Source organism: Leucobacter sp. UT-8R-CII-1-4, from assembly GCF_030010235.1.
In the GTDB taxonomy this organism is placed as follows: domain Bacteria; phylum Actinomycetota; class Actinomycetes; order Actinomycetales; family Microbacteriaceae; genus Leucobacter.
Genome location: NZ_JASCRS010000005.1, coordinates 46,911 through 70,349, shown reverse-complemented (window position 1 = coordinate 70,349; position 23,439 = coordinate 46,911). Strand labels below are relative to the sequence as shown.

The window sequence follows — 23,439 nt, the reverse complement described above, 5'->3', positions numbered from 1 at the left end:
GGGGTTACCGACCTTAGTCCTCTGGCCCAAGATCCTGCGCAACCCAGCGCACACCGAGCACCTCTGGCGCCCGGATCACATCGGCAATCGCCAACTCAATCTGATGATCGTCTCGCACAGCACTCGTCACCGTCGCGGTGATCACCACAAGCTCATCTGGCAGGTCGGTGGCAGCGATTGATTGCACCGTAAGATCTGGCCGGTGCACAGCATCAAAAACAATCGCTCGTACAGGCACCTCGTGGTCGCGTCCGCAACGCACCTCAAAGGTGTACTCGACTTCAGTGTTCACCTCGCGCCCAACAATACTTGGCCTGCGGTCGAGCACACGACCGATGGGCCGAAGTAACACGTTTGCAGCAATAATCATGCCGGTGCCCAAAGCAGCAACCCAGATCATGCCGCCCCCGGACAGCGCACCCACAGCAGCCGAGGCCCAGAGTGTCGCTGCGGTGTTGAGCCCAGAGATTGAAACACCCTGTTTCATGATGACGCCAGCGCCCAGAAAACCGATACCTGAAACGATCTGCGCGGCAACCCTCGTGGGATCGGCACCGGGGCCGTCAAAACTATAGGCTCCCATGATCACAAAAAGCGCCGAGCCAAGGCTTACAAGCGCGTTCGTGCGAAGTCCTGCAGTGCGCGCCCGCCACTGGCGCTCGAAACCAATGAGTGCACCAAAGCCCACCCCTGCGCCGATCCGCAGCGCGATGTCGATCCATTCGATCATGTTCTCTCCCCCATTCAGAGTTGCGTCGAGCGTGAGCCACAAGCAAAAACTGACCCGTCACTCTGAGCGCTCAAATACGCGCATCGGCGCGACGCGAAGGCAACCCCGCGTCGCGCCGATGAATGTTCCTTGCGCAGGTATCTGATTAGATCCAGGTACCGGTCTTGCGGATGAATACCTTCTTAATGAGCTGCGTAAGCACCATGTACGCGAGCAACGTGCCAACCAGCCACGGGAAGTAGGTCCAAGGCAGTGGTACCAGTCCGAGCGTCGCACCCCAACCGGTGAACGGCAAAACCAAGCCGAAGACACACACTGCGCCCGTTGCCAATAGCACGGGCAGGCTTGCTCGCGATTGGAAGAACGGCAGACGACGGGTGCGAAGCATGTGCACGATGAGAGTCTGCGAGATGATCGATTCGATGAACCAGCCCGACTGGAAGAGCGCTGCATGCTCTGCACTATTCGCCGCAAACACAAACCACATCAGCGCATAGGTGGTGAGGTCGAAAATCGAAGAAATAGGACCAATAAAGATCATGAACTTCGACAGGCTCTGCGACTCCCACTTACGGGGCTTCTTAATATCTCCCTCATCCACCCGGTCCCACGGCAAGGTGAGCATCGAAAGGTCATAGCTGAGGTTCTGCACAAGCACCACGAGCGGGATCATTGGCAAGAACGGCAGCATCGCGCTCGCGACCAGCACCGAAAACATGTTGCCAAAGTTCGACGAAGCAGTCATCTTGATGTACTTCATGGTGTTCACGAAGGTACGTCGCCCCTCCATCACACCACCTTCAAGCACCGTCAGATCTTTTTCGAGCAAGATAATGTCAGCAGACTCTTTCGCAATATCTACCGCGGTGTCGACAGAGATGCCAACATCTGCTGTGCGCAGGGCAGGCGCGTCGTTAATGCCGTCACCCATAAAACCAACGGTGAATCCTTGCTCACGCATTGCCTCGACGATACGCGCCTTTTGCGACGGGCTTACCTTCGCAAACACAGTGGTCTGCTGCGCGAGCCGGCCGAGTTCTTCAAGGGTGAGTTCATCAACTTCGTGGCCAAGCACCACGCGGCCCGGATCAATCCCAATCTGACGGCACACTGTTGCCGCGACGAGTGGATTATCACCCGTGATCACCTTGGTTGCTACGCCACGGCTCGCCAGGCTAGCGATTGCTGCTCCAGCTGTCGCCTTTGGTGGATCAAGGAAGGAGAGGAAGCCGATCAGGGTCATCTCGGTCTCGTCGGCCACAGTGAAATCGCCACTAATTGGCTCGTCACCAGGAGCAATCGACCGAACAGCGACTGCGAGCACACGCATACCCAGCTGATTCTGTTCGGCAACCAGGCCGTCGATTTCTTTACGGCGCTCGCCGCTGAGGGCAATCTCGTCGCCGTTGCGCAGCTCTGTGGTGCACTGAGCGAGCACTTCTTCGGCAGCGCCCTTGGTGATGATGAACTGCGCAAAACCATCGCTCACCACGACCGACATGCGCCGACGAACGAAATCAAATGGCATTTCGTCGATGAAGGTGTACTTGCTCTGCACTTCTTCAAGGCCCGCTGGTCCCGCCGCGGTGAGCACTGCAGCATCGAGCAGATTGCGAAGGCCCGTCTGGAAGTGCGAGTTCGCGGCCGCGAAGCCGAGTGTGGTTTCGCAGCTCTGCCCGTTCACATCGAGGTGCCGCTCGAGCACGATGCGGTCTTCGGTGAGGGTGCCGGTTTTGTCGGTTGCGAGCACATCCATTGCGCCGAGGTTCTGAATACTGTTGAGCCGCTTCACAATGACCTTGCGGCGGGCCATCATATTGGCACCCTTTGCTAGGCCAGCGGTGACCACGAGTGGCAGCATCTCTGGTGTCAGGCCAACAGCTACGGTGATACCAAACAGGAATGCACTGGTCCAATCTTTCGTGAGGCCGTTGACCACAAACACGATTGACACCATGATCACCATGAACTTGATCAGAGTGAAGGTGACCTTCTTGATCCCCTTGTCGAAGGCAGTTTCGGGCCGGGTGCCCGAAATTGCCGAGGCCATACTGCCGAAGTAGCTGAGCTTCCCGGTGCCCACCACTACAGCGGTGCCCGATCCGGAAACCACCGAGGTTCCCATAAAGCCAAGGTTTGGCGCATCAATCAGATTTGAGGTTGTCACTTCTTCTGCAACGTCGGCGGTCTTCTCGGCTGGCATTGCCTCGCCGGTCAGCATTGCTTGGTTGATCTGCAGATCCTTCGTGCGAAGAAAACGAACGTCTGCGGGAATCATGTCGCCTGCGGCAAGCTGCACGATATCTCCGCGCACGACGTCTTCGATTGGCAGTTCCCCGGTAACCGGCTTGCCGTCGATGCGACGGGTGATTGCGACGGTTGTGCGCACCATCGCTTTCAGCTTCTCGGCGGCCTGCGAAGAGCGGTACTCCTGCCAAAAGCGCACTATGGCACTTACAAGGACCATGGTGCTGACGGTCGCGACGCCGGTGTAGTCGGGACCTTCGGCCGCGTCAGCGAGCACCACGTCGGTGATGAACATGACCCCGGCAAGGAAGATCAGAATAAGAATAAATGGATTGCCGAAGGTTTTGATGAACTGCACGATCGCCGGTGCTGGCTTATCGTGGTCAACCTCGTTGCGGCCGTATCTGGCTCGGCAGTCGATCACGGCTTGTTCGTTCAGGCCGTCGGGGTTGCTATTAAATGAGTTGAGCGTTGCTTTTGCTGGCAGAGTTGCTGCATCGACCAGGATCTGCTGCTGACCAACGCTCAGGTTTGCGGTGGCGTTTTCACTCTTCTTCTTTTTTGAACCGTTGGGTGGTGTCAGATTTGTGCGGCCCGAGGGGCCTGATGACTGCGTATTGAAGTCAACGTAGTTGCGGTATGCACGCATGAGCATGTCTCCAGACTGCTTTTCGGCGCGATAAGTAGTGTGCTCCCAGGAATCTGGGGCACAGCGAGCTCATCGTCTTAGGGGTGTGTGATCCCCCGGCGAATCCAGGCGGCTACCGCTGAGTACTGATTTAGTGGTGTTCCGCCGGCGCGCCGGGGCAGTTCAATCGACTATGGTCGTCGCTCACGACGGATCACCTCCTCAGGTCAAGGCAGGGCAGTTCTTGCCCCGTCCATCACCGTACACGACATTCAACGACTTGCGCAAATGACAAAGTAAATTGTGTCGCTTTTTCTGCCCATTTCTACGGTTTCGTACCGCGGCAGAAGCACACAAACAAAGCAGAGCCGACAGAACAATAAGATGAACACGAGAGCGAAACACAATGGAGAGGACTCGACTCGAATGAGCACTGTGAGCGAACGTGAGCTGAAACAACTTCGAGAACACCTCGGCGATCGCCTAAACACCGAGCCAGCACTCCTCGCGCACTACGGCCATGATTCTTCAAGGCTGGCACCCGAGGGCGCCGCCGTCGCCCTCGTCCTCGCCGAATCAACAGAAGACGTCTCAGCAGCTCTCTCCTGGGCAAACGAGCATGAAGTACCGGTGAGCGTACGCGGAGCAGGCACTGGACTAGCCGGCGGCGCAAACTCCTACCCTGGCGGGTTGATCATCTCGCTTGAGCGCATGAACAGCATCTTGCAGATCGATGCAGAAAATCGTCTTGCTGTCGTTGAAGCGGGCGTGATCACAGCAACCCTTGACGCCGCCGCCAAAGAGCATGGACTGTTCTTCCCACCAGACCCCGCAAGCGCCGCAACCTCAACAGTCGGCGGCAACATCGCCACCAATGCGGGCGGTCTCCGCTGCGTGGCACACGGAGTCACAACCGACTCTGTCGCAGCCCTCGAAGTAGTGCTCGCAGACGGCCGCATTATGCGCACTGGTTCTCGCACGAGAAAAAACGTGGTCGGCTACGACCTCAAAAGCCTCTTCACCGGCTCCGAAGGAACCCTCGGCATCATCACCTCGGCGACGGTGCGCCTCAAAGCAATCGCACCGGGGATCCCACGCACATTCAGAGCCGGTTTCGACAGCATCGAAGACGCCGGTCGCGCAGTCACCGCTATCGTCAACGGCCCGCACCAACCAGAGATTCTTGAGCTGCTCGACACATTCAGTGTCGAAGCCGTCGAAGCATTCCACCCGACCGGCGTCGAGATTCCAAAGGGAGCCATGCTTGTCGGCCAAACCACCGGCCTCGATGCGAACGAACGGGCGGAGGCAATCGCGGCAATCTGCACCGTGAACGGCGCAAGCAGCACCGAGGTTTCAGAATCAGACTCGCTGCTTGAAGCGCGACGCCTGGCCAACCCTGCACTCAACGCGCTCGGACTGCGCGTATCTTGCGATGTTGCTGTACCAGTAGCCTCGCTCGCCGAGGTATTCAACGGTCTCGCCGAGATTTCAAAACAACACGGACTGCGTATCTCAAACGTGGCGCACGCTGGCGACGGCAACCTGCACTGCGTCGTTGAATCAAACCCTGAGCTTGGCGGTGAAGCCGCCGCCGAGCTTGTGATCGACGACATCACCCGATACGCACTTTCAATGGGCGGCACTATCTCAGGCGAGCACGGAATCGGCGCGGTAAAACGTCACGAACTTCCCTGGCAGCTCGACGAGGCCTCGCTCGCGGTGCAATTTGCAATCAAACATGCGCTCGACCCCAAGGGTATCCTCACCCCGGCCCGCGCAATTTAGAAAGCACGTTGGATCGCCCAGCCGTTGTCCATCGCAGACGATGGGCAACGCGAACGCTGGCCGACACAAGGCCCGAGCACGCCAGCACGTCGCTACCGATGTCGCAAACGCCTAGTTCTTTTCAAACTTTGGTAGCGTTGCCGAGCATTCGAGAGGCTTGCCAGCTTCAGCAGTGGACTCAGCCACCACATCTTTGCCCTCGAGAATGATCTTGCAGCTCAGCGGAACGCTGGCACCCTCTGCACGAAGCTTGGCGTCGAGGCCAGCACCAACGATCACGTCTTCTTTCCATTCGCTCCCGCTAAGTCCCGCCGCTTCGCCCTCCTTCGCAGGAATCTTCACGGTGCTGTCGCGATCCAGCGTATTCGCCCAGGTTTGGTACTCGATCTTGGTGACACCACCAAGATCACCCTCGTCTGCCGTGATCTGGTACTGAACGTTCCATCGGTCTGAAAACGTTTCAGCCATACCACTGCAACCGGTAAGCACCGATGCTGCGGCGAGCCCCACGACACCGAGCGCAGCGACTCTCAGCGCAGTCTTGGTGTGTCGACGTTCAGCATCTGACGGGTTGCTGGGGTGTGAGGTCCGCTGCATAGTTTTCCCTTTCTGAGTGGTGACGGGCGCTGTTTGCGTCGAAGCCACCTTCGTGTGACCTTGGGCATGTGCGCCCCGGTACATTTCAATACTTTCGAGGTCACACGGCAGATACATCGCCCTCAGGTTCCGCTCCCGTGGCACCTATGACCTATTTCGCGAATGCGAACCAGCCTCGAGGCGGCACCATTGGTTGATAACGCTACGATCAAGTCATGCCCGATACTCACTCTCCGCTCGCCCTGGAAGACGCTCGCTGGAATAGCCTGACGCATCGCGCCGGTGTAGGCCCAAACTCAGAAATGGATGTTGCTCGAGAGCTCGGGCTACTGCTTGACTCGCCTACTGACCTTGAACGTATTCGGGATCTCTGGCCCTACCTCGCCTCTGAGGGTTCGACCTGGGACGCTGCCTACGCAGCTCTGCCCTATTTGGTACAGATTCTCAAGCTGCAGCCGCCCGAGCTGCGCGCCGAATTGCTCAGCGTAGTCGGCATCATCTTGACCGGCGCAGACGAAAGTTCCATGCCCAAATATCTCTTGCACGCATATCTCAAAGCAATTGACGAGGTCTATCTTCCGCTCGGTGAAAGCATTCCCGTACTGAGCAAAGACGATCTGCCCTGGGTACTCGCGACCATCTCTGCCCTCCGCGGAAATCGCGAACTCGCCGAGCTACTGCAAGAACCAGGATCGCTTGAGGCTACGTGCGAAGAGTGCGAGGCCGAAATCTATGTAGAGATTCCTGGACTCGGCAACTAGCTCAGCGTTTCCCTCTGTTTGCAGCCCGCAATGCCGCAATGAGGCGCTTCGTGGGAAACACTGCGAAGGCAACGAAAACGAATGCGGAGGCAACTGGGCTTACCCAGTCGTCATCTGGCTTACTCGGAACCCAGAGCAAGAGCAGCGCAAGGAACGCGCCCGGAATCAGTTCGATAAAAAAGCGCAAAACAATAGGCATTGAGAGCCAGCGCACGGCTGCCCTCGCCGGCCAAGGAAGACGCCGGACTTCTTCTTTGCTCAGGCCACGCAGTGCCTCGTGCCACTCGTTGTTACTCTCCATTTTGGCGGCGTTTCACGAGAGCACGAACAATGGACACAATGCCGAAAAAGCATCCGGTCACCGCGACACCAAGAAGCAAGGTGTTCATCGCGAAAGCCAGCAGGTCATAGTGCGTTGCAATGGGATCACTCCAATTACGTTGCCAATGAAACTCCATCGTCACCGGGAAATCGCTTGGCATGTATCGCGATAGGTCTTGTTCAACAACTGTGAAGGGCCAACCGAAGCGCATCTGCGCAAGTTCAGCCTCGGTAAACGCTGTGGCACGACTTGCGAGCAACACATAACTTGCCACAAGCGCCGAAAGCGGCAGCAGCAAAAGATACATCTTGACGATGCCGAGCTTTTTTTGAGTTGGCTGGTTTGCCACTGCGACCTTTCGATTTATACGTCGCACTAAGTTGCACTTCGAATAGGTGTCAGAATATCGTTCAGTGCGGCGAATTCGTTTCTCGACTCTCCCGGGGCAACCGCAGACGCCCGCGTCTGGCCACCAAGTTTCTCGGTTGCATACTCAAGCAAAGCCTTTGCGCGCACGGTGAGTTCCATGTCTTCTGGCCAGATTCCTACGACGTGAGAGACCGTGATCGGCGGGTCCAACGGCTTGATCACCACGGGCCTGCCTTCAACACTCATCGGCAGCGAGTTTGGTCGGGACATCAGTAGGCCATAGCCGACTCCCCTACCCACGAGCGCCTCAACCAAGCTCACTTCGGTGACGCGCGCTTCAATTGCTGGCTCAAGGCCGCGCGCGGCGAATGCATCTATGACGTTTACGGTGCCGGGAGTCGCGTCGAATTGCACGTAGGGCTCTTCTGCCAGATCGCTGAGGTCAATTGATGTGGCATTTGCAAGCGGGTGGCTCGGGTGCAAATGCACCTCAAGCTCGGTTGGGTAGATCTCGTGGCGTTGGTAACCCGTTGGTAGCGAGACATTGTAAACGATTGCGACGTCGAGGTAGCCAGCTTGCAACGCAGCCAACAGCTCTTCGTTTGTGCCAACCATCACTTCGATATTCACGCCCGGGTGCACCTTGGGAAAGCCTTCGAGAAGCTCTGGCACCACGCTTGTTGCGAAGGTCGAGTAACACCCGATGTGCACCGGGCCACGAAGTTCTTGCCCTTGCCCCGCTGAGACAATGAGCTCTTGGGCGTCGGCGACGATTTGCCTGGCTTGTTTCGCGAAGTGCTGCCCCGTTGGTGTGAGTGTGAAACCCCGCGCTTTGCGACGAACACATAACTGCTCGCCAACGATACGTTCAACCCCGCTGATTGCTTGGGAGAGGGCAGATTCTGAGATGTGCAGGTGCGCTGCCGCGGCGCTGAGCGTGGTGAAGCTCGGCAAAGCGGCGAGTAACTCTAACTGCCTCATACTGACGTCTGCCATCGCAACCCCTTTGCTGTCGCTGCTGACCACGGAAGCGCCTGCCCGCCGGCCAGTTCGCCTTCATCCGATACTTAAGTAAAACAGAAGTAGTTCCTCATATTACTGCGATTTACACACAGTGTTGGGTGCTCCATTATTGGAAATGCTTCATCCCCGTCCCCTGATAACCGGGGCAACAATGATGTTAGGGACACCATGAATTCCACACAGACCCACCGCAAAGTGGCGTCGCAGCGACGCATCGCGATGGCCACCATTATTGGCACCACGATCGAGTGGTATGACTTCTTTATCTACGCGACCAGCGCCGGTATCGTTTTCGCTCAGCTGTTCTTTCAGCCTGCCGGCAAAGAGATTGCATTGCTACTCTCATTCGCGACCGTCGGCATCTCGTTCTTGTTCAGGCCCCTCGGAGCTTTTCTAGCCGGCCACTTCGGCGATATTCTCGGCCGACGCGCGATGCTCGTAATCACCCTCGTGTTGATGGGCGTAGCGACAACGCTCATTGGTGTGCTGCCAACCTACGCACAGATCGGTATCGCGGCGCCCATCATGCTGCTTGTGCTTCGCATTCTGCAGGGTCTCTCGGCCGGCGGCGAATGGGGTGGCGCCGTGCTGATGGCCGTCGAGCACGCGCCAGCCGACAAGCGGGGCCGCGCAGGCTCGTGGCCACAGCTCGGTGTGCCGCTGGGCTTTTTGCTCGCTTCGGGCATGACCGCACTGATGACAGGCGTCATCTCCCCCGGCGCAGCGTATCTTGAATGGGGGTGGCGAGTGCCGTTCTTGCTCAGCATTGTATTGATCGTTGTTGGCTTTGTGATTCGTCGCTCGGTAGATGAAAGCCCGGTCTTTGCCGAGATTGCCGCCCGCGGCAAGCAGGCACAAGTACCAGTGGTGACTCTGTTCAAGCGTCACTGGTACCTCGTTGTGCTCGCTGCGCTCGTCTTTGTGGGCAACGGGACCCTCGGTTATATGACCACCGGCGGCTTCCTCAACAACTACGCCATCAATGTGCAGAAGCTCGATACCACCGCGGTCCTGCTCGCCGCAGCCACCGCAGCGGCTGTCTGGTTCTTCTCAACCTTGCTTGCTGGTTACCTTTCAGACATGATTGGCCGACGCAACACTTTCTTGATCGGCTTCGCGTTTCAAGCTGCCGTCGTCTTCCCAATCTTCTGGCTAGTCGACAACGGCGGGCTGCCCGGCCTCTACACCGCTCTTATTCTTATCTCACTCGGCCTCGGCCTCACTTATGGCCCACTAGCCGCCTGGTACGCGGAGATCTTCCCAGCCTCAGTGCGATTCTCGGGAGTGTCGGTGACCTACGCGATTGGCGCGGTATTCGGCGGCGCATTCGCTCCGATGATCGCGCAAATGCTGCTTGAAGCCACGGGCAGCACCACAGCAATCTCGCTGTACCTACTCACTGCAACGCTTCTGGGGGCTGCCGCCACCATCTGCCTTCGCGACCGTTCTGGCATTCCGCTCGGCCCGGACCACGAGGCAGAGCAGGCTACCGGAGCCACAATCTTCAGCCAACGCGCAACTACCCGCGAACATGCGGGCACCGGTAACTAGTTCGCCCATCAGCAGCTATTACCCAGTCAATTCAAGGAGAAACTATGGTTAGCCAAAGCACCAGGATCGCGGTCATCGGCGGCGGCATGGGTGGCCTCACTGCCGCAATCGCCCTCAACCGAGTCGCCGGAGTACAGGTCACCGTCTTCGAACAGGCGAGCAAGCTCGGCGAAGTCGGAGCCGGAGTCACGGTCGCGCCGAATGCGCAGCGTGTGCTCGACAATCTCGGTGTACTTGAGCAGATCAGAACCGCTGGCGCTGTACCAGACGGGCATGGCGTCTACCAAGACGCTCTGGGCAATCTTGTCACCGATGCCGCTTGGGAAGACTCCTCGAAGCAATATCGAAACATCGGCATGTATCGCCCTGATCTGATCAACGCGCTCGCCTCTGCCGTCGATCCAACATCTATTCGTCTAGGCCACCGCCTTTCAGGGGTTGAGAGCGTCGAATCTGGGGTGCGTGTCTCTTTTGAAAACGGTGTCACCGAAGAATTTGATGCAGTTGTTGGCGCTGACGGGATTCACTCGGTCGTGCGTCAAGCGATTGGACAATTTCCTGAGCCGGTGTACTCGGAGTACATCGTCTATCGGGGTGTAGTTGATGCCTCACTCTTGCCCGCAGACTGGCCGATGATCAGCCAGGTGTGGATGGGCAACAACCGCCACTTCATGTGTTACCCGCTGCAACAGCGAAAGCTATTTAACTTTGTCGCTGGTGTGCCAAGCGATCGCCCGTTGCACGGGCCATGGTCTGGACCAGCGGAAGTGAGCGAACTCGCGGCAGAGTTCGCAGGTGACAGCTGGGACCCAAAGCTGCACCGCTTTATTGAATCAATTGAGAACACCTTTTGGTGGGGTCTATTCGATCATGAACCACTGACAAACTGGTCTCACGGGCCGATCACGCTTCTCGGCGACGCAGCCCACACGATGCTGCCGCACCAGGGCCAAGGCGTGAACCAGGCAATCGAAGACAGTATGGCGCTAGCAACATTCGTGAAAGCAGCCGAAACCGTAGCCGACCTTCCCGAAGCGTTTCGACGCTACACAGCGGTACGTATGCAGCGCACCGCTATCTTGCAGCACGGTTCCCGCCGCTCAGGCGCGATGTTTGATGCGCAATATGAGTTCGCGGATCTAAAGAAACGTAACGCCGATCTTCGTGTTGGTCGCGACTTCCGTCGCAGCGCTGTCTTTGACTATGACGCTCGTAAAGTTGCCGAGAAGGCGCTGAATCGATTCGAAAGGAACGAGACTAAGTGATTTCCATCAGCATTATTGGCAGCGGCAAAATGAGCGCCGCAATCGCCGAGGTCGCCACCCGAGCTGGCGCCAACATACAGATCCTGCGTCGAAGCACTCTGAGTTCGTCCGGGGATCGTGAAAACGTCAACTACGGTGCGGTGGGCGACGAGCTCAGCGGCGACCTAGTTGTGCTCGCAGTACCCTACGTCGCATATTCGAGTGTCCTGAAACAGTACGAAGGCCGTCTTGTGGGCAAGGTCCTGATCGACATCAGCAACCCGATCGATTTCACCACCTATGACGAACTCATCGTGCCTGCTGACTCTTCTACGGCAGCTGAGTTGGCAAAACAGTTGCCAAAGGGTACCGCTGTCGTGAAAGCGTTCAACGTGAACCTTGGCGATACGCTTACCGCAGGCAACAATGGCACCACGACAACAACAGTGCTGTATGCAGGCGACTACGCCGAAGCAAAAATTGCCGTGGCGGAGCTCATTGAGGCCGCTGGAATGCGTGCCGTCGATGTTGGCCCGCTCACGCGTGCCCGCGAACTAGAAGCGATGGGTTTCTTGCAGATTGCCCTGGCCGCCCTCGGCAAAACTCGAAACGAAACGGGTTTCACCCTCCTGAACTGATTTCCCCGCTCAAACAAAGAGGGAGGCTACGGCACGACTGCCATAGCCTCCCTCTTTTGCGCAAAAACTAGTAGTTCTCTCGCAGCCAGTTCACCCAGCCCTCAGCGCTGAGCGGGGCAACTCCCTCCGGCGCCACAATCGAGCTCGCATTGAGTGGGTTCTCCCCCGCAGAATTCGCGACCTTTGCCAATTGATACTGGTCGTAGCCGCTCACCTCCGCGTAGCGGTACAGCGTTGAGGCGAGTTCGTAATAGCATGAGGCGTCCGGGCCGGTGAGCTGCGCATCTGTTGGCACAGCCGCCTCTGTACTCAGGAAGTTCGCGACACAGTACGAAATCGCACTATCGCTACCCGGGAAAGATCCACCGTTTGCGAATCGTTTGTCCTGATAGCGGGCCCAGCCCTCGAAGGTTGCTCGCGGTGGCGAGACAAAGCTGCTTGAGGATTCGGTGAAGTGCACCACATGCACGAACTCGTGCACCAAGATTCGCTCAAGATCGCTCATCGCGCTTGGTCCGATAGAAACCACACTCGTTGAGGTCGAATCTCCTGTTGCCAGAAGCGGATCCACCCCGGCCCCAGAAGAGGTTGGCCGTTGCATAGGAATCGCATATCCGGCGACGTCAAAGAGCCATTCCTGAGTTTGTGGCCAGAGGAACCACTGACCGAAGTTCGCCTGATCCTCGCTTACAAACACGTTAAAACCACCGAGCGGAACCTCGCGGCCCGCCGCAGCAAAATCGTCAAGTACCCAAACCGCAGCTTGGTCAGCGACAGGAACGATTGAGTCGATGAGTTCTTGTTCTTCAGGAAGACCCGCAACGATGCTGTGTTCCCCCTTGGCCACGTAGAGGTCCGCCAAATCCCAGGCGGCCTTTGCTTCGCCGCTCTGCCACGCGGTAATTTTGGGGCCTTCATCATCGCTAATCGTCGCGGTGTACTGCATGCCCTGAATGAAGTGCAGCCCGGCGTCACGATTGCCGCTTCCGCGTGGTGAGAATGCCGAGAAGCCCATCGCAGCACCAAAGATCGTCTGCACCTCGGCTGGCCCCTCTTCGGCTGGAACGATCCACTCATCTGTGATCTCCACGGTAGAGATACCGCCCATTGTCCAACCGAATTTATCCATGTTGTCCCACCAGCGGGTCAATGGCGCGACCGCGTCACCGCTTACGTAGCTGAAGAACAACTCGCGATCCTGCGTCTGCAATGCGGTGTTGAGTTCGGTGTACAGGTCAGCCACTGACTCCATTGTGGCGACCTGTTGCTTGTTATCGGTCACGCCAAGGTTTGTGGCGAGAGGTGGAACTGCCGGGGGCATCACGAGAGCGAACACCCCGATGATGGCCAGGATCAGCATGGCGCCACCGCCGCTAATCCAATACATCAGGCCCTTTGGGGTCAGGCCACTTCGTTCTTCGGTTCCGGGCGCAGCCGCCTCAATGTTCGGGGCTACTACCTGTTCGGCGCCGAATTGCTGAGGTTCACTTGGCATCTGGGCGGGATCGTGTGGCTGATTATTCTGCATGTTCTCGCTCATTTGTCCAACCCAACGATGCTGATGACGCGGTATTCTCGGTACTCTCCAAATTCGTCCTCAGCAATTTCAGGCGAAACCATTGCCATCACAAAAATAAACCTGCGGTCCCCAGCCGAGAAGGCTTTCTCAACAATTGGGGTCGAAATCAATGAGGAGAAATTCTGAGAATACGGTTCGGCAAGTCCAAGCGCATCGGTCATTGGCGCGTTTTCTAGTGGAACGAGCTCGGCCGAGAGGTAGTCGAGATCTTCGTTTTCAAAGTTCGTAAACTCCGAGCCACCTGCGAGACAGGTCACCGGAAGCCCACCGTATTGCAGCGCAAACTCAGAGACGTCGCGAAGAATTCCGTTCACATGACAGCCGGCTCGACCTTTTTCTGGGATCGATGCTTCATAGTTCGAACCGACCGGCGCCATCTCAGTTTCGAGTTCAGGAATACTGCCTTCGAGCGAGACGACACCCCAGGGTCCACGGAAGGACGGCTTCACATTTGCAGGTCGCACCCACTCGGCGGGAGTGTCACTACCGTCGTAGTAGAAATCGCGCTCCATTCTCAGCATCTGCAGAGCCCACACTTCGACAGGCTTGCCCTCGGCGGTGAAGGAATAGTTCAGTTTGACTACGACTCCGGCCTCATTTGCCACGTCGGGATTGTCGAGCTTATTGCCGTTCTCCATGAAGTCTGTTTGCAGCACCTCATAGCTGACCTTCAGGCCGATGCTTTCTGCTGCCTCGGGGCTTCCGGCAACAAGCTGAACGGGAACAATCCCCGTGTCTTCTTCGAGTTGCCAGAGTTTGAAGTCGCTGCGCTGCATGGCGGTCATGGTCTTGCTGTCGCGCGCGATCGCTGCGTCGAGGTAGGTTTCTGCGACGACGTCGGGGGCCGGTCCGGCTGCCCGATCGAGCGCGCTTGCCCGCTGCACCATGAGCACCACACCAGCGATGATCGTCACCACTACGAGGGCAGCTACGACCGAGGTTGTGCGAATCACGCCCTTGGTCATCAGCTCACGCATGGAGCGCTTAGGGGCACGAGGCTGTTGTGGCGGGAGCTGTGAGTACGCCACCTGTGTGGGCGGGATGGTCTGCGTGTGAGGTGTGGCCTGCGCAGGATACGCGGGTTGTACAGGGTGCCCGGCCTGCGCTGCTTCAGCCGCTTCAAGCCACTGCGCCTGAGCTTGCCAGTAGGCAGCGGCTTGATAGGCCTCGGCCTGCGCCTGTCCTTGCAAGGCTGCAGCTTGCGCGGCCCAGCCGTATTCGTTTGCACGGGCCTCGGCCGAGGTCATCGGCGGCCCTCCGTTTTCGGGCGTCGCGTTGACCCGGTCGTCGCTCATCTCTGCAAATCCGTTCTAACGTAAAATCGTGCGATTCGGGAGCAACCACGAAGACACGTTCGCGCCAGACGAGGGTTGCACTGCCACCCACCACCCTAGGCCGAATTATCGAAACATCTGACCAAAAACGCGAATTCGGGCGGATTGAATCAAAAAGTATGCGCAAATAGCAAAGCCCGATCAACCGCACCCTATGTCGCAAACCGGCAAGCCTATTCAGGCCAGGCTATGCCCCGATAAGAAGATAAAGCTCGATCAGTTTGAAACCACGGGTTGACGCAGGATCGTGCGCAGCTTCGACGGCTCTACCCTGCGAAAATCGCTGAAATAGATTTCGTGGTGAATCCCACCCATCCGAAAACCATGCTCTGGAATTATTCGTGAGTGCATTTCATGCAGCGTTGGCCCCTCCTCATCGTATGAGCCATAATGCAGGGTTTGCACGCAGTGACCCTCGTCTAGCGTCTCGAGCCGCACGTCGTCGAGGCGCACTGGTCGATTCTTTGCACCGGCTTTTACCATCGCCGCGCCGAACATCTCATCGGTGATCCATTCGGGTACCATCAGCATGACGGTCCAGTTCCATTGCGATTTATCTCGCTCTGTCGTGAACACCGATGCGTCATCCGCCCACCAAAGTGCCTCAAGGGGAGGCACCACGTAGTCACGCCCTAGGTCAACTTTGCTCGCAAATTTCAGTTTGTAAGCGATCGGGTAGATCGCTTCAAGCGCATCTGTAAACAGTTGTGAGCTGTTTGGATCACCGTGTCCATCAACCATGAGATAGCGCATCACCGGTACATCAAGAAAACGAAACTCACCGCGCTGAGCACGGTAGCTATCGAGCGTCTTCTTAAAATCTATCTTTTCAGGCATTGTCTCCCTCATTCGCTGTGGTCAGATCCGTTCGGGGTGGATTGTGCATAAATTCCAGGCGAATACCGTTTTCGTCTTCAACGAACGAGGCATAGTAGCGCTCCGAGAAACGCGGAAACACCTTCGGTTCGCGAATGGAAGCCCAACCTGCCTGCACCGCAATTTGATGCAGCCGATCTACCTCCGCACGAGATTCAAGCGCAAATGCGAGATGTTGCCAACCGACGCGGCCAACACTGTGATGTTCGGCACGAGGATCACTCGCCCGGTAAAGAATCAACTCAGTGTCGTGTTCGTTGCTCCATGCGATGCCGCCCTCAAGCTCTCTGCCGTCAGTCTCAAGCCCAAGAGCGCGCAGCACTGGATCCCATTGCACAACGGCCCTGTCGAGGTCTGTGATGGTGAGCCCAAGATGATCAAAGAGTGGCATCTTCCAATGTTCCCACGATTTGATCTTGCGCTTTCGCAAATCTCGCGCGAATACCAGAGGAGGATCGCAAACAAAATAGCCCCCGCCAAGCGGGGGCTATTTACACGATTGTGGATCTGACGGGATTCGAACCCGTGACCCCCTGCATGCCATGCAGGTGCGCTACCAACTGCGCCACAGACCCATGGAAGTCGGGCGAATGCTCACCCGACAACCCTTCTAGCTTACACCAGATTAGGCTTGCACCTGCAAATCCGGCGCGCTGTCCAGCATGTCTGCCACGTCGATTGTTGGGCAGTCTTTCCAGAGGCGCTCGAGTCCGTAGAACTCGCGCTCTTCCTGGTGGAAAACGTGCACAATCAGGTCACCGAAATCGAGCAGGATCCAACGCCCGCCTTCGCGACCTTCACGACGAATGGTGCGTGTTCCAGCTTCGTTCAGCGCATCCTCGATATTGTCCGAGATTGCCTGCACGTTGCGTTCTACGCTGCCGCTAACGATCAGAAACGCATCGGCAAGTGGGAAAAACTCACTTACACTGAGCGCTACCTGTCCGGTGGCTCCCTTGTCGTCCGCAGCGCGCGCTGCGAGGCGCACACTCTCAAGGGTGGTTTCAGTTACTTCTATGCTCATCCAAACAATCCGCTCGCTGCTGCCCAAATAATCAACCCGACTGCGCCGAGCACGAGCACACCACCGGTAGCGATCAGCACTACCGGAAGTTTGCTCTTGTCTTTTGTCGCCTCTGCAACGACTGGTCCCTGTACACCGCGAGCACTTACTGCCCGTGATGCTGATACTGGGGCCATCATTCCGGTTGGGGTTGCTTCGACGAAACCGAGTTCGTCGAGCGACTCCACGTCTCCCGCATCTTGGAGCGAGTTGTGACCGCCGGTCTCACCGAGAGACTTTGGCAGGTCATATGACCCGGTAATAAAAAGTTCACCGGTCTCTCCGAGTGGACCGGTGAGCCCATCTGAGTCCGGCATGTTCGGCAAGATCAATGCCGAAGTATTGGTCGAGGTGGTCGCGCTTTCTTGCGCAACCGCTCGTGAGATGAGGTCGTCAAATTCGCGGCTATCGCTAGCAGGCGACTGCTGACGCTGACCGCCACCCATCATCTGAATCGATGGGTCGTCAAACACTGACTGCCCCTCGTCGAGAGGGGCGATGTCAGGGAACGAATAGCCTTGCGAGACCGGAGCCGTGGTCGCAGATACCGGGGTATCGAATGCGCTCGGCGTGGCTTCAGCGTCGTCTTGGATCGCTTCAGCCTCAGCCTCAGCTTCAGCCCCTGTTTCGATAACCTCGACTTCTGCCTCGACAGTTTCATCTGTAGGCTCTGCCGGGAGGTCAACCTCGGGCAGCGTCTCTACTTCAGAAGCAACATTTGCCTTGCCAAAACCGAAGAATCCGCGCGAAGAAGTGGTATCTTCAACCTCGATCGCGACAGTCTCTGCTATCGGCTCAACGGCGGGCTCTAGCTCCTCGGCGGTATCGGCTGCCGGCTCCTGCGCTTCTTCTGGCTGTGGGGCCGCGAAGAACGAGTTGGCAGCGACCGGCTGCGCTACTGTCTCTTCGGCAGCAGGGGCCTCATCGGCGGCCGCTTCTTCCTCTGCGGCATCTTGCAGCAGTGCATCAAAGCTAAATGGTTCGCCAGCGGCTTCAGCCTCAACCGCGGCAGATACATCTGCGTCGGCGACTGGCTCACCAGCTTCGGCCTGCATTTCTGCAATGGCCTGCTCACGCAGTTCGCGCATTTCGCGGCGACTGCGTTGGCGTCCGTCCTCGTCAAACGGCGAAATCTCTACCTCAAACGCGGGAGCGGCTTCAGCTTCTGCGAAGGCGGTTGCCTCGGCGCCTGGAGCTGGCTCGGCAGCAGCGGTGTCAGATCCCCCGGCTGCAGCCATTTCGCGCAGACGTATTTCGCGCCGGCTTAGCGGGCGATTATCGTCTTGGTCAGTCATACGTCAGTCACTTCCATCGGTGTACAAGCGGTGCTTAGCGATGTACTGGACGACTCCGTCTGGCACCAAATACCAGACAGGATGAGCCCGAGCCACACGGCTCCGGCAGTCGGTCGAAGAGATCGCCAAAGCAGGCACTTCTAACAAGCTTACGTGCTCCCCCGATAATCCTGAAAGTGAAAGCTCGTGACCAGGCCGTGAAACGCCTATAAAATGAGCTAAATTCCAGAGTTCGTCTTTATCTTTCCAACTCATAATCTGAGCAACAGCGTCTGCGCCGGAGATAAAGAACAACTCGTCATTCGGGTATTGGTTACGCAGATCACGAAGCGTGTCTACGGTGTAGGTCGGCCCGTTTCGATCAATATCCACCCTGCTTACAGTGAACCTGGGATTCGAAGCAGTTGCGATCACCGTCATCAAATAGCGGTGCTCACTTGGGCTCACATTGTCTTTTTGCCATGGTCGACCGGTTGGCACAAAGATAACCTCATCGAGGTTAAACTTCGCTGCTACTTCGCTCGCGGCAACAAGGTGCCCGTGGTGGATGGGATCAAACGTGCCGCCCATCACCCCAATGCGACGCACTTGCGTCGCTGGCGCCTCAGTGGTGCTGCTGGGCGCCGTGCTCACGAGCGTAAGCCTCGGCCTTCTCTGCGTGCCTATTAGCTACGTCACGGAAGCTAAAGGTCACAATAGCGAGCGCGGTGAACAGCACGAACATAACGACACCGAACAACGGAGCTGGCATCCAGAGCTCGTTGAGTTGGTGTCCTGCTTCAGCAGCAACAGCGATCGTGGCGATAGTTGACATCAATACCCCTGCAATGAGAACGATTGTTGAATACCCACTAGTGTAGCGGGTTTGATTGGTGACCATGACTCGCCCCACGGTGAGCCACGGGTGTGCCATTAACGAATTTGGCCGCTTCCGCGCACGAGCCACTTCGTGCTGGTGAGCTCTGGGAGTCCCATAGGGCCTCGTGCGTGCAGTTTCTGGGTCGAAATACCCACTTCTGCGCCGAAACCGAACTCGCCACCATCGGTAAAGCGAGTCGATGCGTTCACCATGACCACTGCCGAATCAACCTCGGCCAAGAAACGCTGCGCGTTTTCATAGTTCTCCGTGACGATCGACTCGGTGTGCCTGGTTGAGTAGCGTTCAATGTGCTCGAGTGCTTCGTCGAGCGACTCGACAATCTTTACACCCATTTCGAGTGCGTGGTGCTCGGTCGACCATACCTCTTCGTTCGCTTCAGAAAGCCCTGAGGCGAGAGCACGCGATTTGTCGTCGCCATACAGCGAAACGTTTTCGTCAAGCAGCACGGTGGCAAGCTTTGGCAGCAGTCGGTCTGCTGCATCGCGGTGCACAAGCAGTGTCTCGGCCGCATTGCAGACACTTGGCCGATGCGTCTTCGAGTTCTTGACAATCTCAAGCGCTTTTTGATCATCAGCACTCGCATCAACGTAGACGTGCACAAGTCCTGAGCCGGTCTCAATAACTGGCACGGTTGATTCTTGCACTACCGTCGAGATCAGTCCGGCCGAGCCACGTGGGATCAGCACATCGATGTAACCGCGCGCACGCATGAGGCGAGCAGCGCCCTCTCGACCAAATTCATCGATGGTCTGCACCACATCACCGTTCAGGTCGGTGCTGCTAATAGCGCGCTGGATCAGCTCGACCAGGACACGATTGGAATTCTCTGCCGCTGATCCACCACGAAGCACAGCACCGTTGCCACTTTTCAGTGCGAGGGCAGCGATATCTACTGTCACATTCGGGCGCGCTTCGTAAATCGCACCGACCACGCCAAACGGAACACGAACCTGCGTCAGTTGCACACCGTTAGCTAGCGTGCTGCCACGCACAATTTCTCCAACAGGATCAGGGATCCCCATGACGTCGCGAACCGAGTTTGCGAGCCCGATCAAGCGTGCCTCGTCAAGCAGCAGGCGGTCCAGCAGCCCGTCACCGATTTGTTGTTCGCGACCTCGGGCGAGATCAAGCTCGTTAGCTGCCACGATCTGCGGGATGGCACCCTCAATTGCGTCGGCAATAGCTGCGAGGGCTACATTCTTTTGCGCGGTCGTTGCGGTTGCAAGGCTGCGCGAAGCCGAACGTGCTCGCGAGAGTTTGTCGAGAAATGCGTCACTGCTCATGAACCCAAGTCTAGGGGTAAAGCAGTGCACGAATCTCGAAGCGACTAGCTGCGTTCGGCAGCCGCGAAATCGGTGCCGTGTTCGGCACCATCAAGCACAGCCGAGAACAGCCGAGTTTCGGTGAGCAGCACTCTGGTGCCGGCATCGGCCGCTAGCCGAGCGGCTTGCACCTTCGTCGACGCACCACCAGTTCCCCAGCCAGACTGCGACTCGCCAATCTCAACACCGGCAAGCGCGTCACCGTAAGCGACGTGCGCGATTCGCTCAGCGCCGGGCGTTCCCGGAGGGGCCGTGTAGAGCGCATCTACGTCCGAGAGCAGAATAAGTTGATCAGCGTGCACCAGACGGGCGACCAGCGCGGCGAGACGATCATTGTCACCAAAACGAATCTCGTGGGTTGCCACGGTGTCGTTCTCGTTGATGATCGGCAAAATGCCGAGCTCAAGCAGACGTTCAACTGCCTGCTTTGCGTTATCGCGGTGAGTGTCGTTCTCCATGTCGCCAGCAGTCAGCAACACCTGACCAGCGATGATTTCGTGACCGCTGAGCGCACGCTGGTACCGGTTCACCAGAATGTTTTGACCAACAGCGGCAGCGGCCTGCTGAGTGGCCAGGTCATCTGGGCGAACCTCGAGCTTCAAAAACGGAACACCGGTAGAAATGGCACCACTCGACACAAGAATGACCTGGCAGCCAGCCTGGTGCAATCTCGCAAGAGAATCCACGAGACGCGGGATCTGCGCGGCGTTGTCACCGCTCACCGATGACGAGCCGACCTTCACTACGATGCGTGATCCAGCGAAGCGCGGGGGCTGCTGAACTTCGCTCGAATCTTGTTCAGATCGGCTGTCTATTCCGCTCACTTCTCTTCGCTCCACAATCCAGCTTTACGCTCTTCTTCTAGTTCGGCACGTGCTTCGGCCTTGGCATCCATCATCTCGTGATACTGCTTACGACGGTCTTTATTCGTGCGTCGATCAGAAGAATCGATACGAGGATCAGTACCACGGTTACCAACCTGAACTTCTGCGGCAGAGGTGAGGGTTGGCTCCCAGTCAAAGATCACACCAGAGCCAGGGCCAATCACGACAGTCGAACCGGCAATCGCGCCGGCCTTCACGAGTGCGTCGTCAATGCCGATCTTTTGTAGGCGATCGGCAAGATAGCCAACGGCCTCGTCGTTCGTAAAGTCGGTCTGGGCGACCCAGCGCTCCGGCTTTTCGCCGAGAATACGGTAGATCGTGCCGTAGGTGCCACCCTCGGTGACCACACGGTAACCATTGTCGTTCACGGCCTTCGGGCGCAGCACAATACGTGGTGCTTCGGCGGCGGCAGCTTCGAGAGCTTCGGCACGGGCGGTATCAACTAGATCACCGAGCGCGAAACTGAGCTGACGAAGACCCTCGTGCGACGAAGCAGATATCTCAAAGACGCGGTATCCCATGGCTTCGAGTTCTGGACGCACGAAATCAGCAAGCTCGCGCGCGTCGGGCACATCGATCTTGTTCAGCGCAATGAGCTGTGGCCGGTCAAGTAGTGGGATCTGTCCCTCGGGAACCGGGTAGGCCGCAAGTTCTCGCCGAATAATCTCAAGGTCAGAGAGCGGATCGCGGCCCGGCTCGAGAGTCGCGCAATCGAGCACGTGCAGAAGTGCGCTACAGCGCTCTACGTGACGAAGGAAGTCGAGTCCGAGTCCCTTGCCCTCGCTCGCGCCTTCGATGAGACCCGGCACATCGGCGATGGTGTAGCGATGATCGCCCACCTCAACAACACCTAGGTTGGGGTGCAACGTGGTGAATGGATAGTCAGCGATCTTTGGCCGGGCAGCGCTGAGCGCTGCGATCAGGCTAGATTTTCCCGCTGAGGGGAAGCCGACAAGAGCAACGTCAGCGATGGTCTTGAGCTCAAGAGTGAGCGTGCCACCCCATCCTTCAGTGCCGAGCAGCGCGAAGCCCGGAGCGATGCGTTTCGGGCTGGCGAGCGCATTGTTGCCGAGGCCGCCAATGCCGCCCTTGGCCGCGAGAAAACGCGTGCCAGGCTCGGTCAGATCGATCAGGGTCTCACCCTTTTCGTCTTTTACGACGGTGCCGACTGGCACGGAGAGCACCATTTCCGCACCCTGTGTTCCCGCGCGGTAACCACCCGCGCCGTAGCCGCCGTTCTCAGCGGTACGGTGTGGCCTGCGGTGATACTCAAGCAGGGTTGTGACCTGAGGGTCAGCGTAGATAACGATGTCACCACCGTGTCCGCCGGCACCACCATCTGGGCCAGCGAGCGGCTTGAACTTCTCGCGACGAACCGACACACAGCCGTTTCCGCCGCGGCCTGCCTGCAGGTGCACCTGCACTTGATCGACGAACGTTACCATGCTGCGTATCCTCTCAAAACGTTGTACCACTTGGGGCTGGTTCGCGGAGTCAGTCAACTCCGCGCAACCGCCCTAAAACGGCAAAAGGCGAGCCGAAGCCCGCCTCGCCGTATGCAACTGGTTACGCTGCGGCGACGATGTTGACGACCTTTCGGCCGCCCTTCGCACCGAACTCTACCGAGCCTGCTGCAAGAGCAAACAGCGTGTCATCGCTGCCACGACCGACGTTAACGCCGGGGTGGAAGCGGGTGCCGCGCTGGCGGACGATGATTTCACCTGCGTTGACCTGCTGGCCACCGAAGCGCTTTACGCCAAGGCGCTGTGCGTTCGAATCGCGGCCGTTCTTGCTCGAGCCGACGCCCTTCTTGGATGCCATTTGGCTATCTCCTTAAAATCTAAAACGTACGAAACGTTTGGGTTACTTGATGCCAGTGACCTTGATGCGGGTCAGGTCCTGACGGTGGCCCTGGCGCTTCTTGTAACCGGTCTTGTTCTTGTACTTCTGGATGATGATCTTTGGACCACGGAGATCGTTGAGAACCTCAGCGGTAACCTTCACCTTTGCCAGCTTTGCGGGGTCGGTGGTCACCTTGTCGCCATCGACGAGCAGCACAGCCGGAAGTTCAAGCTTGCCCTTGTCGTCACCTGAGACACGGTTCACGGTGATGATCGAGCCAACCTCGACCTTCTCCTGACGACCGCTTGTGCGCACTACTGCGAAAACCACTTGTCTACCTTTTTCCTATGAAACGTTCTGATGCTGCTAGCGGGCAATCCCGCCAAAACCGATGAGCGCACTGACTACCGCTGCGCGCATTACCACCCGAAAACGAGTGGCACCAACGGTCAACTTTACCGTATCC

24 protein-coding genes and 1 tRNA gene are annotated in these 23,439 nt (G+C 57.6%); 5 read left to right on the top strand and 20 right to left on the bottom strand.

From position 1 onward, the window contains the following. Window positions 1-13: 13 nt before the first annotated feature. Both QBL02_RS11890 and mgtA read right to left on the bottom strand, forming a co-directional pair. Window positions 14-730 (bottom strand): MgtC/SapB family protein, encoded by a 717-nt coding sequence (locus QBL02_RS11890; protein ID WP_282726643.1) that lies wholly within the window; start codon window positions 728-730, stop codon window positions 14-16. Between the two features lie 145 nt (window positions 731-875). Beyond that, complete coding sequence (gene mgtA, locus QBL02_RS11885) at window positions 876-3,632, bottom strand: magnesium-translocating P-type ATPase (protein ID WP_282726642.1); 2,757 nt, start codon at window positions 3,630-3,632, stop codon at window positions 876-878. A gap of 399 nt (window positions 3,633-4,031) precedes the next feature. Here mgtA and QBL02_RS11880 point away from each other — a divergent pair, with 399 nt between their 5' ends. Continuing rightward, window positions 4,032-5,393, top strand: coding sequence for an FAD-binding oxidoreductase (locus QBL02_RS11880; RefSeq protein ID WP_282726641.1), 1,362 nt, complete (start codon window positions 4,032-4,034; stop codon window positions 5,391-5,393). A 111-nt stretch (window positions 5,394-5,504) separates the two neighbouring features. Here QBL02_RS11880 and QBL02_RS11875 read toward each other — a convergent pair whose 3' ends face one another. Further along, window positions 5,505-5,990 carry a hypothetical protein gene (locus QBL02_RS11875; RefSeq protein WP_282726640.1) on the bottom strand — a complete coding sequence of 162 codons (486 nt, stop codon included), beginning with the start codon at window positions 5,988-5,990 and terminating at the stop codon, window positions 5,505-5,507. Window positions 5,991-6,205: 215 nt separating this feature from the next. Here QBL02_RS11875 and QBL02_RS11870 point away from each other — a divergent pair, with 215 nt between their 5' ends. After that, window positions 6,206-6,751, top strand: a complete 546-nt coding sequence (locus tag QBL02_RS11870) for a hypothetical protein (RefSeq protein ID WP_282726639.1) — start codon at window positions 6,206-6,208, stop codon at window positions 6,749-6,751. A 1-nt stretch (window position 6,752) separates the two neighbouring features. On the opposite strand, the gene QBL02_RS11865 is transcribed toward QBL02_RS11870, so the two are convergent. Genes QBL02_RS11865 through QBL02_RS11855 form a run of 3 tightly spaced genes read right to left on the bottom strand, consistent with a single transcriptional unit; the run spans window position 6,753 to window position 8,438 of the window. Then, window positions 6,753-7,052: a hypothetical protein gene (locus QBL02_RS11865; protein WP_282726638.1), complete on the bottom strand. Its 300-nt coding sequence runs from the start codon at window positions 7,050-7,052 to the stop codon at window positions 6,753-6,755. Further along, entirely contained in the window at window positions 7,042-7,422 is a 381-nt protein-coding gene (locus tag QBL02_RS11860; RefSeq protein ID WP_282726637.1) for a hypothetical protein, read from the bottom strand. The genes QBL02_RS11865 and QBL02_RS11860 overlap by 11 nt, the downstream gene beginning before the upstream one ends. A gap of 26 nt (window positions 7,423-7,448) precedes the next feature. Further along, entirely contained in the window at window positions 7,449-8,438 is a 990-nt protein-coding gene (locus tag QBL02_RS11855; protein ID WP_282726636.1) for a LysR substrate-binding domain-containing protein, read from the bottom strand. 195 nt (window positions 8,439-8,633) lie between these two features. On the opposite strand from QBL02_RS11855, the gene QBL02_RS11850 reads away from it, so the two are divergent. The 3 genes from QBL02_RS11850 to QBL02_RS11840 are packed head-to-tail and all read left to right on the top strand — an operon-like array spanning window position 8,634 to window position 11,898. Next, a complete protein-coding gene (locus tag QBL02_RS11850) occupies window positions 8,634-10,016 on the top strand; it encodes an MFS transporter (protein WP_282726635.1) in 1,383 nt (460 codons plus the stop codon). 44 nt (window positions 10,017-10,060) lie between these two features. Continuing rightward, window positions 10,061-11,281 (top strand): FAD-dependent monooxygenase, encoded by a 1,221-nt coding sequence (locus tag QBL02_RS11845; protein ID WP_282726634.1) that lies wholly within the window; start codon window positions 10,061-10,063, stop codon window positions 11,279-11,281. Beyond that, window positions 11,278-11,898: an NAD(P)-binding domain-containing protein gene (locus QBL02_RS11840; RefSeq protein ID WP_282726633.1), complete on the top strand. Its 621-nt coding sequence runs from the start codon at window positions 11,278-11,280 to the stop codon at window positions 11,896-11,898. Before QBL02_RS11845 ends, QBL02_RS11840 begins: the two co-directional genes overlap by 4 nt. A gap of 67 nt (window positions 11,899-11,965) precedes the next feature. Here QBL02_RS11840 and QBL02_RS11835 read toward each other — a convergent pair whose 3' ends face one another. The 14 genes from QBL02_RS11835 to rplU form a co-directional block, all read right to left on the bottom strand. Further along, window positions 11,966-13,426 carry a hypothetical protein gene (locus tag QBL02_RS11835; RefSeq protein WP_282726632.1) on the bottom strand — a complete coding sequence of 487 codons (1,461 nt, stop codon included), beginning with the start codon at window positions 13,424-13,426 and terminating at the stop codon, window positions 11,966-11,968. 8 nt (window positions 13,427-13,434) lie between these two features. Beyond that, window positions 13,435-14,772, bottom strand: coding sequence for a hypothetical protein (locus tag QBL02_RS11830; protein WP_282726631.1), 1,338 nt, complete (start codon window positions 14,770-14,772; stop codon window positions 13,435-13,437). Between the two features lie 255 nt (window positions 14,773-15,027). Beyond that, window positions 15,028-15,648: a GyrI-like domain-containing protein gene (locus tag QBL02_RS11825; protein ID WP_282726630.1), complete on the bottom strand. Its 621-nt coding sequence runs from the start codon at window positions 15,646-15,648 to the stop codon at window positions 15,028-15,030. Continuing rightward, window positions 15,641-16,078: a VOC family protein gene (locus tag QBL02_RS11820; protein ID WP_282726629.1), complete on the bottom strand. Its 438-nt coding sequence runs from the start codon at window positions 16,076-16,078 to the stop codon at window positions 15,641-15,643. The genes QBL02_RS11825 and QBL02_RS11820 overlap by 8 nt, the downstream gene beginning before the upstream one ends. Before the next feature lie 111 nt (window positions 16,079-16,189). Next, window positions 16,190-16,262: transfer RNA gene (locus tag QBL02_RS11815), tRNA-Ala, on the bottom strand. A 50-nt stretch (window positions 16,263-16,312) separates the two neighbouring features. Continuing rightward, window positions 16,313-16,711, bottom strand: coding sequence for a ribosome silencing factor (rsfS, locus tag QBL02_RS11810; RefSeq protein WP_282726628.1), 399 nt, complete (start codon window positions 16,709-16,711; stop codon window positions 16,313-16,315). Beyond that, window positions 16,708-18,045 carry a hypothetical protein gene (locus tag QBL02_RS11805; protein WP_282726627.1) on the bottom strand — a complete coding sequence of 446 codons (1,338 nt, stop codon included), beginning with the start codon at window positions 18,043-18,045 and terminating at the stop codon, window positions 16,708-16,710. The genes rsfS and QBL02_RS11805 overlap by 4 nt, the downstream gene beginning before the upstream one ends. Window positions 18,046-18,048: 3 nt before the next feature. Further along, a complete protein-coding gene (gene nadD, locus QBL02_RS11800) occupies window positions 18,049-18,633 on the bottom strand; it encodes a nicotinate-nucleotide adenylyltransferase (RefSeq protein WP_282726929.1) in 585 nt (194 codons plus the stop codon). Window positions 18,634-18,649: 16 nt separating this feature from the next. Continuing rightward, window positions 18,650-18,859, bottom strand: a complete 210-nt coding sequence (locus QBL02_RS11795) for a hypothetical protein (protein WP_282726626.1) — start codon at window positions 18,857-18,859, stop codon at window positions 18,650-18,652. 98 nt (window positions 18,860-18,957) lie between these two features. Next, window positions 18,958-20,208 (bottom strand): glutamate-5-semialdehyde dehydrogenase, encoded by a 1,251-nt coding sequence (locus QBL02_RS11790; RefSeq protein ID WP_282726625.1) that lies wholly within the window; start codon window positions 20,206-20,208, stop codon window positions 18,958-18,960. Window positions 20,209-20,252: 44 nt separating this feature from the next. Next, complete coding sequence (gene proB / locus QBL02_RS11785; RefSeq protein WP_282726928.1) at window positions 20,253-20,996, bottom strand: glutamate 5-kinase; 744 nt, start codon at window positions 20,994-20,996, stop codon at window positions 20,253-20,255. Between the two features lie 71 nt (window positions 20,997-21,067). Then, on the bottom strand, window positions 21,068-22,576 hold the full coding sequence (obgE, locus tag QBL02_RS11780) for a GTPase ObgE (RefSeq protein ID WP_282726624.1): 1,509 nt from the start codon (window positions 22,574-22,576) through the stop codon (window positions 21,068-21,070). Between the two features lie 121 nt (window positions 22,577-22,697). Then, window positions 22,698-22,952, bottom strand: coding sequence for a 50S ribosomal protein L27 (gene rpmA / locus QBL02_RS11775; protein WP_282726623.1), 255 nt, complete (start codon window positions 22,950-22,952; stop codon window positions 22,698-22,700). A 42-nt stretch (window positions 22,953-22,994) separates the two neighbouring features. Then, complete coding sequence (rplU, locus tag QBL02_RS11770; protein WP_282726622.1) at window positions 22,995-23,303, bottom strand: 50S ribosomal protein L21; 309 nt, start codon at window positions 23,301-23,303, stop codon at window positions 22,995-22,997. Between the last annotated feature and the right edge of the window lie 136 nt (window positions 23,304-23,439).

What these genes read in the sequence shown, in the direction of transcription:
- QBL02_RS11795 (WP_282726626.1), bottom strand. Translation starts at nt 18,859, where the DNA reads ATGTCAACTATCGCCACGATCGCTGTTGCTGCTGAAGCAGGACACCAA.
- QBL02_RS11865 (WP_282726638.1), bottom strand. Translation starts at nt 7,052, where the DNA reads ATGGAGAGTAACAACGAGTGGCACGAGGCACTGCGTGGCCTGAGCAAA.
- QBL02_RS11805 (WP_282726627.1), bottom strand. Translation starts at nt 18,045, where the DNA reads ATGACTGACCAAGACGATAATCGCCCGCTAAGCCGGCGCGAAATACGT.
- QBL02_RS11855 (WP_282726636.1), bottom strand. Translation starts at nt 8,438, where the DNA reads ATGGCAGACGTCAGTATGAGGCAGTTAGAGTTACTCGCCGCTTTGCCG.
- rpmA (WP_282726623.1), bottom strand. Translation starts at nt 22,952, where the DNA reads ATGGCATCCAAGAAGGGCGTCGGCTCGAGCAAGAACGGCCGCGATTCG.
- QBL02_RS11845 (WP_282726634.1), top strand. Translation starts at nt 10,061, where the DNA reads ATGGTTAGCCAAAGCACCAGGATCGCGGTCATCGGCGGCGGCATGGGT.
- mgtA (WP_282726642.1), bottom strand. Translation starts at nt 3,632, where the DNA reads ATGCTCATGCGTGCATACCGCAACTACGTTGACTTCAATACGCAGTCA.
- QBL02_RS11790 (WP_282726625.1), bottom strand. Translation starts at nt 20,208, where the DNA reads ATGAGCAGTGACGCATTTCTCGACAAACTCTCGCGAGCACGTTCGGCT.
- QBL02_RS11820 (WP_282726629.1), bottom strand. Translation starts at nt 16,078, where the DNA reads ATGCCACTCTTTGATCATCTTGGGCTCACCATCACAGACCTCGACAGG.
- QBL02_RS11890 (WP_282726643.1), bottom strand. Translation starts at nt 730, where the DNA reads ATGATCGAATGGATCGACATCGCGCTGCGGATCGGCGCAGGGGTGGGC.
- QBL02_RS11875 (WP_282726640.1), bottom strand. Translation starts at nt 5,990, where the DNA reads ATGCAGCGGACCTCACACCCCAGCAACCCGTCAGATGCTGAACGTCGA.
- obgE (WP_282726624.1), bottom strand. Translation starts at nt 22,576, where the DNA reads ATGGTAACGTTCGTCGATCAAGTGCAGGTGCACCTGCAGGCAGGCCGC.
- QBL02_RS11850 (WP_282726635.1), top strand. Translation starts at nt 8,634, where the DNA reads ATGAATTCCACACAGACCCACCGCAAAGTGGCGTCGCAGCGACGCATC.
- QBL02_RS11835 (WP_282726632.1), bottom strand. Translation starts at nt 13,426, where the DNA reads ATGCAGAATAATCAGCCACACGATCCCGCCCAGATGCCAAGTGAACCT.
- QBL02_RS11825 (WP_282726630.1), bottom strand. Translation starts at nt 15,648, where the DNA reads ATGCCTGAAAAGATAGATTTTAAGAAGACGCTCGATAGCTACCGTGCT.
- QBL02_RS11830 (WP_282726631.1), bottom strand. Translation starts at nt 14,772, where the DNA reads ATGAGCGACGACCGGGTCAACGCGACGCCCGAAAACGGAGGGCCGCCG.
- rsfS (WP_282726628.1), bottom strand. Translation starts at nt 16,711, where the DNA reads ATGAGCATAGAAGTAACTGAAACCACCCTTGAGAGTGTGCGCCTCGCA.
- QBL02_RS11870 (WP_282726639.1), top strand. Translation starts at nt 6,206, where the DNA reads ATGCCCGATACTCACTCTCCGCTCGCCCTGGAAGACGCTCGCTGGAAT.
- QBL02_RS11880 (WP_282726641.1), top strand. Translation starts at nt 4,032, where the DNA reads ATGAGCACTGTGAGCGAACGTGAGCTGAAACAACTTCGAGAACACCTC.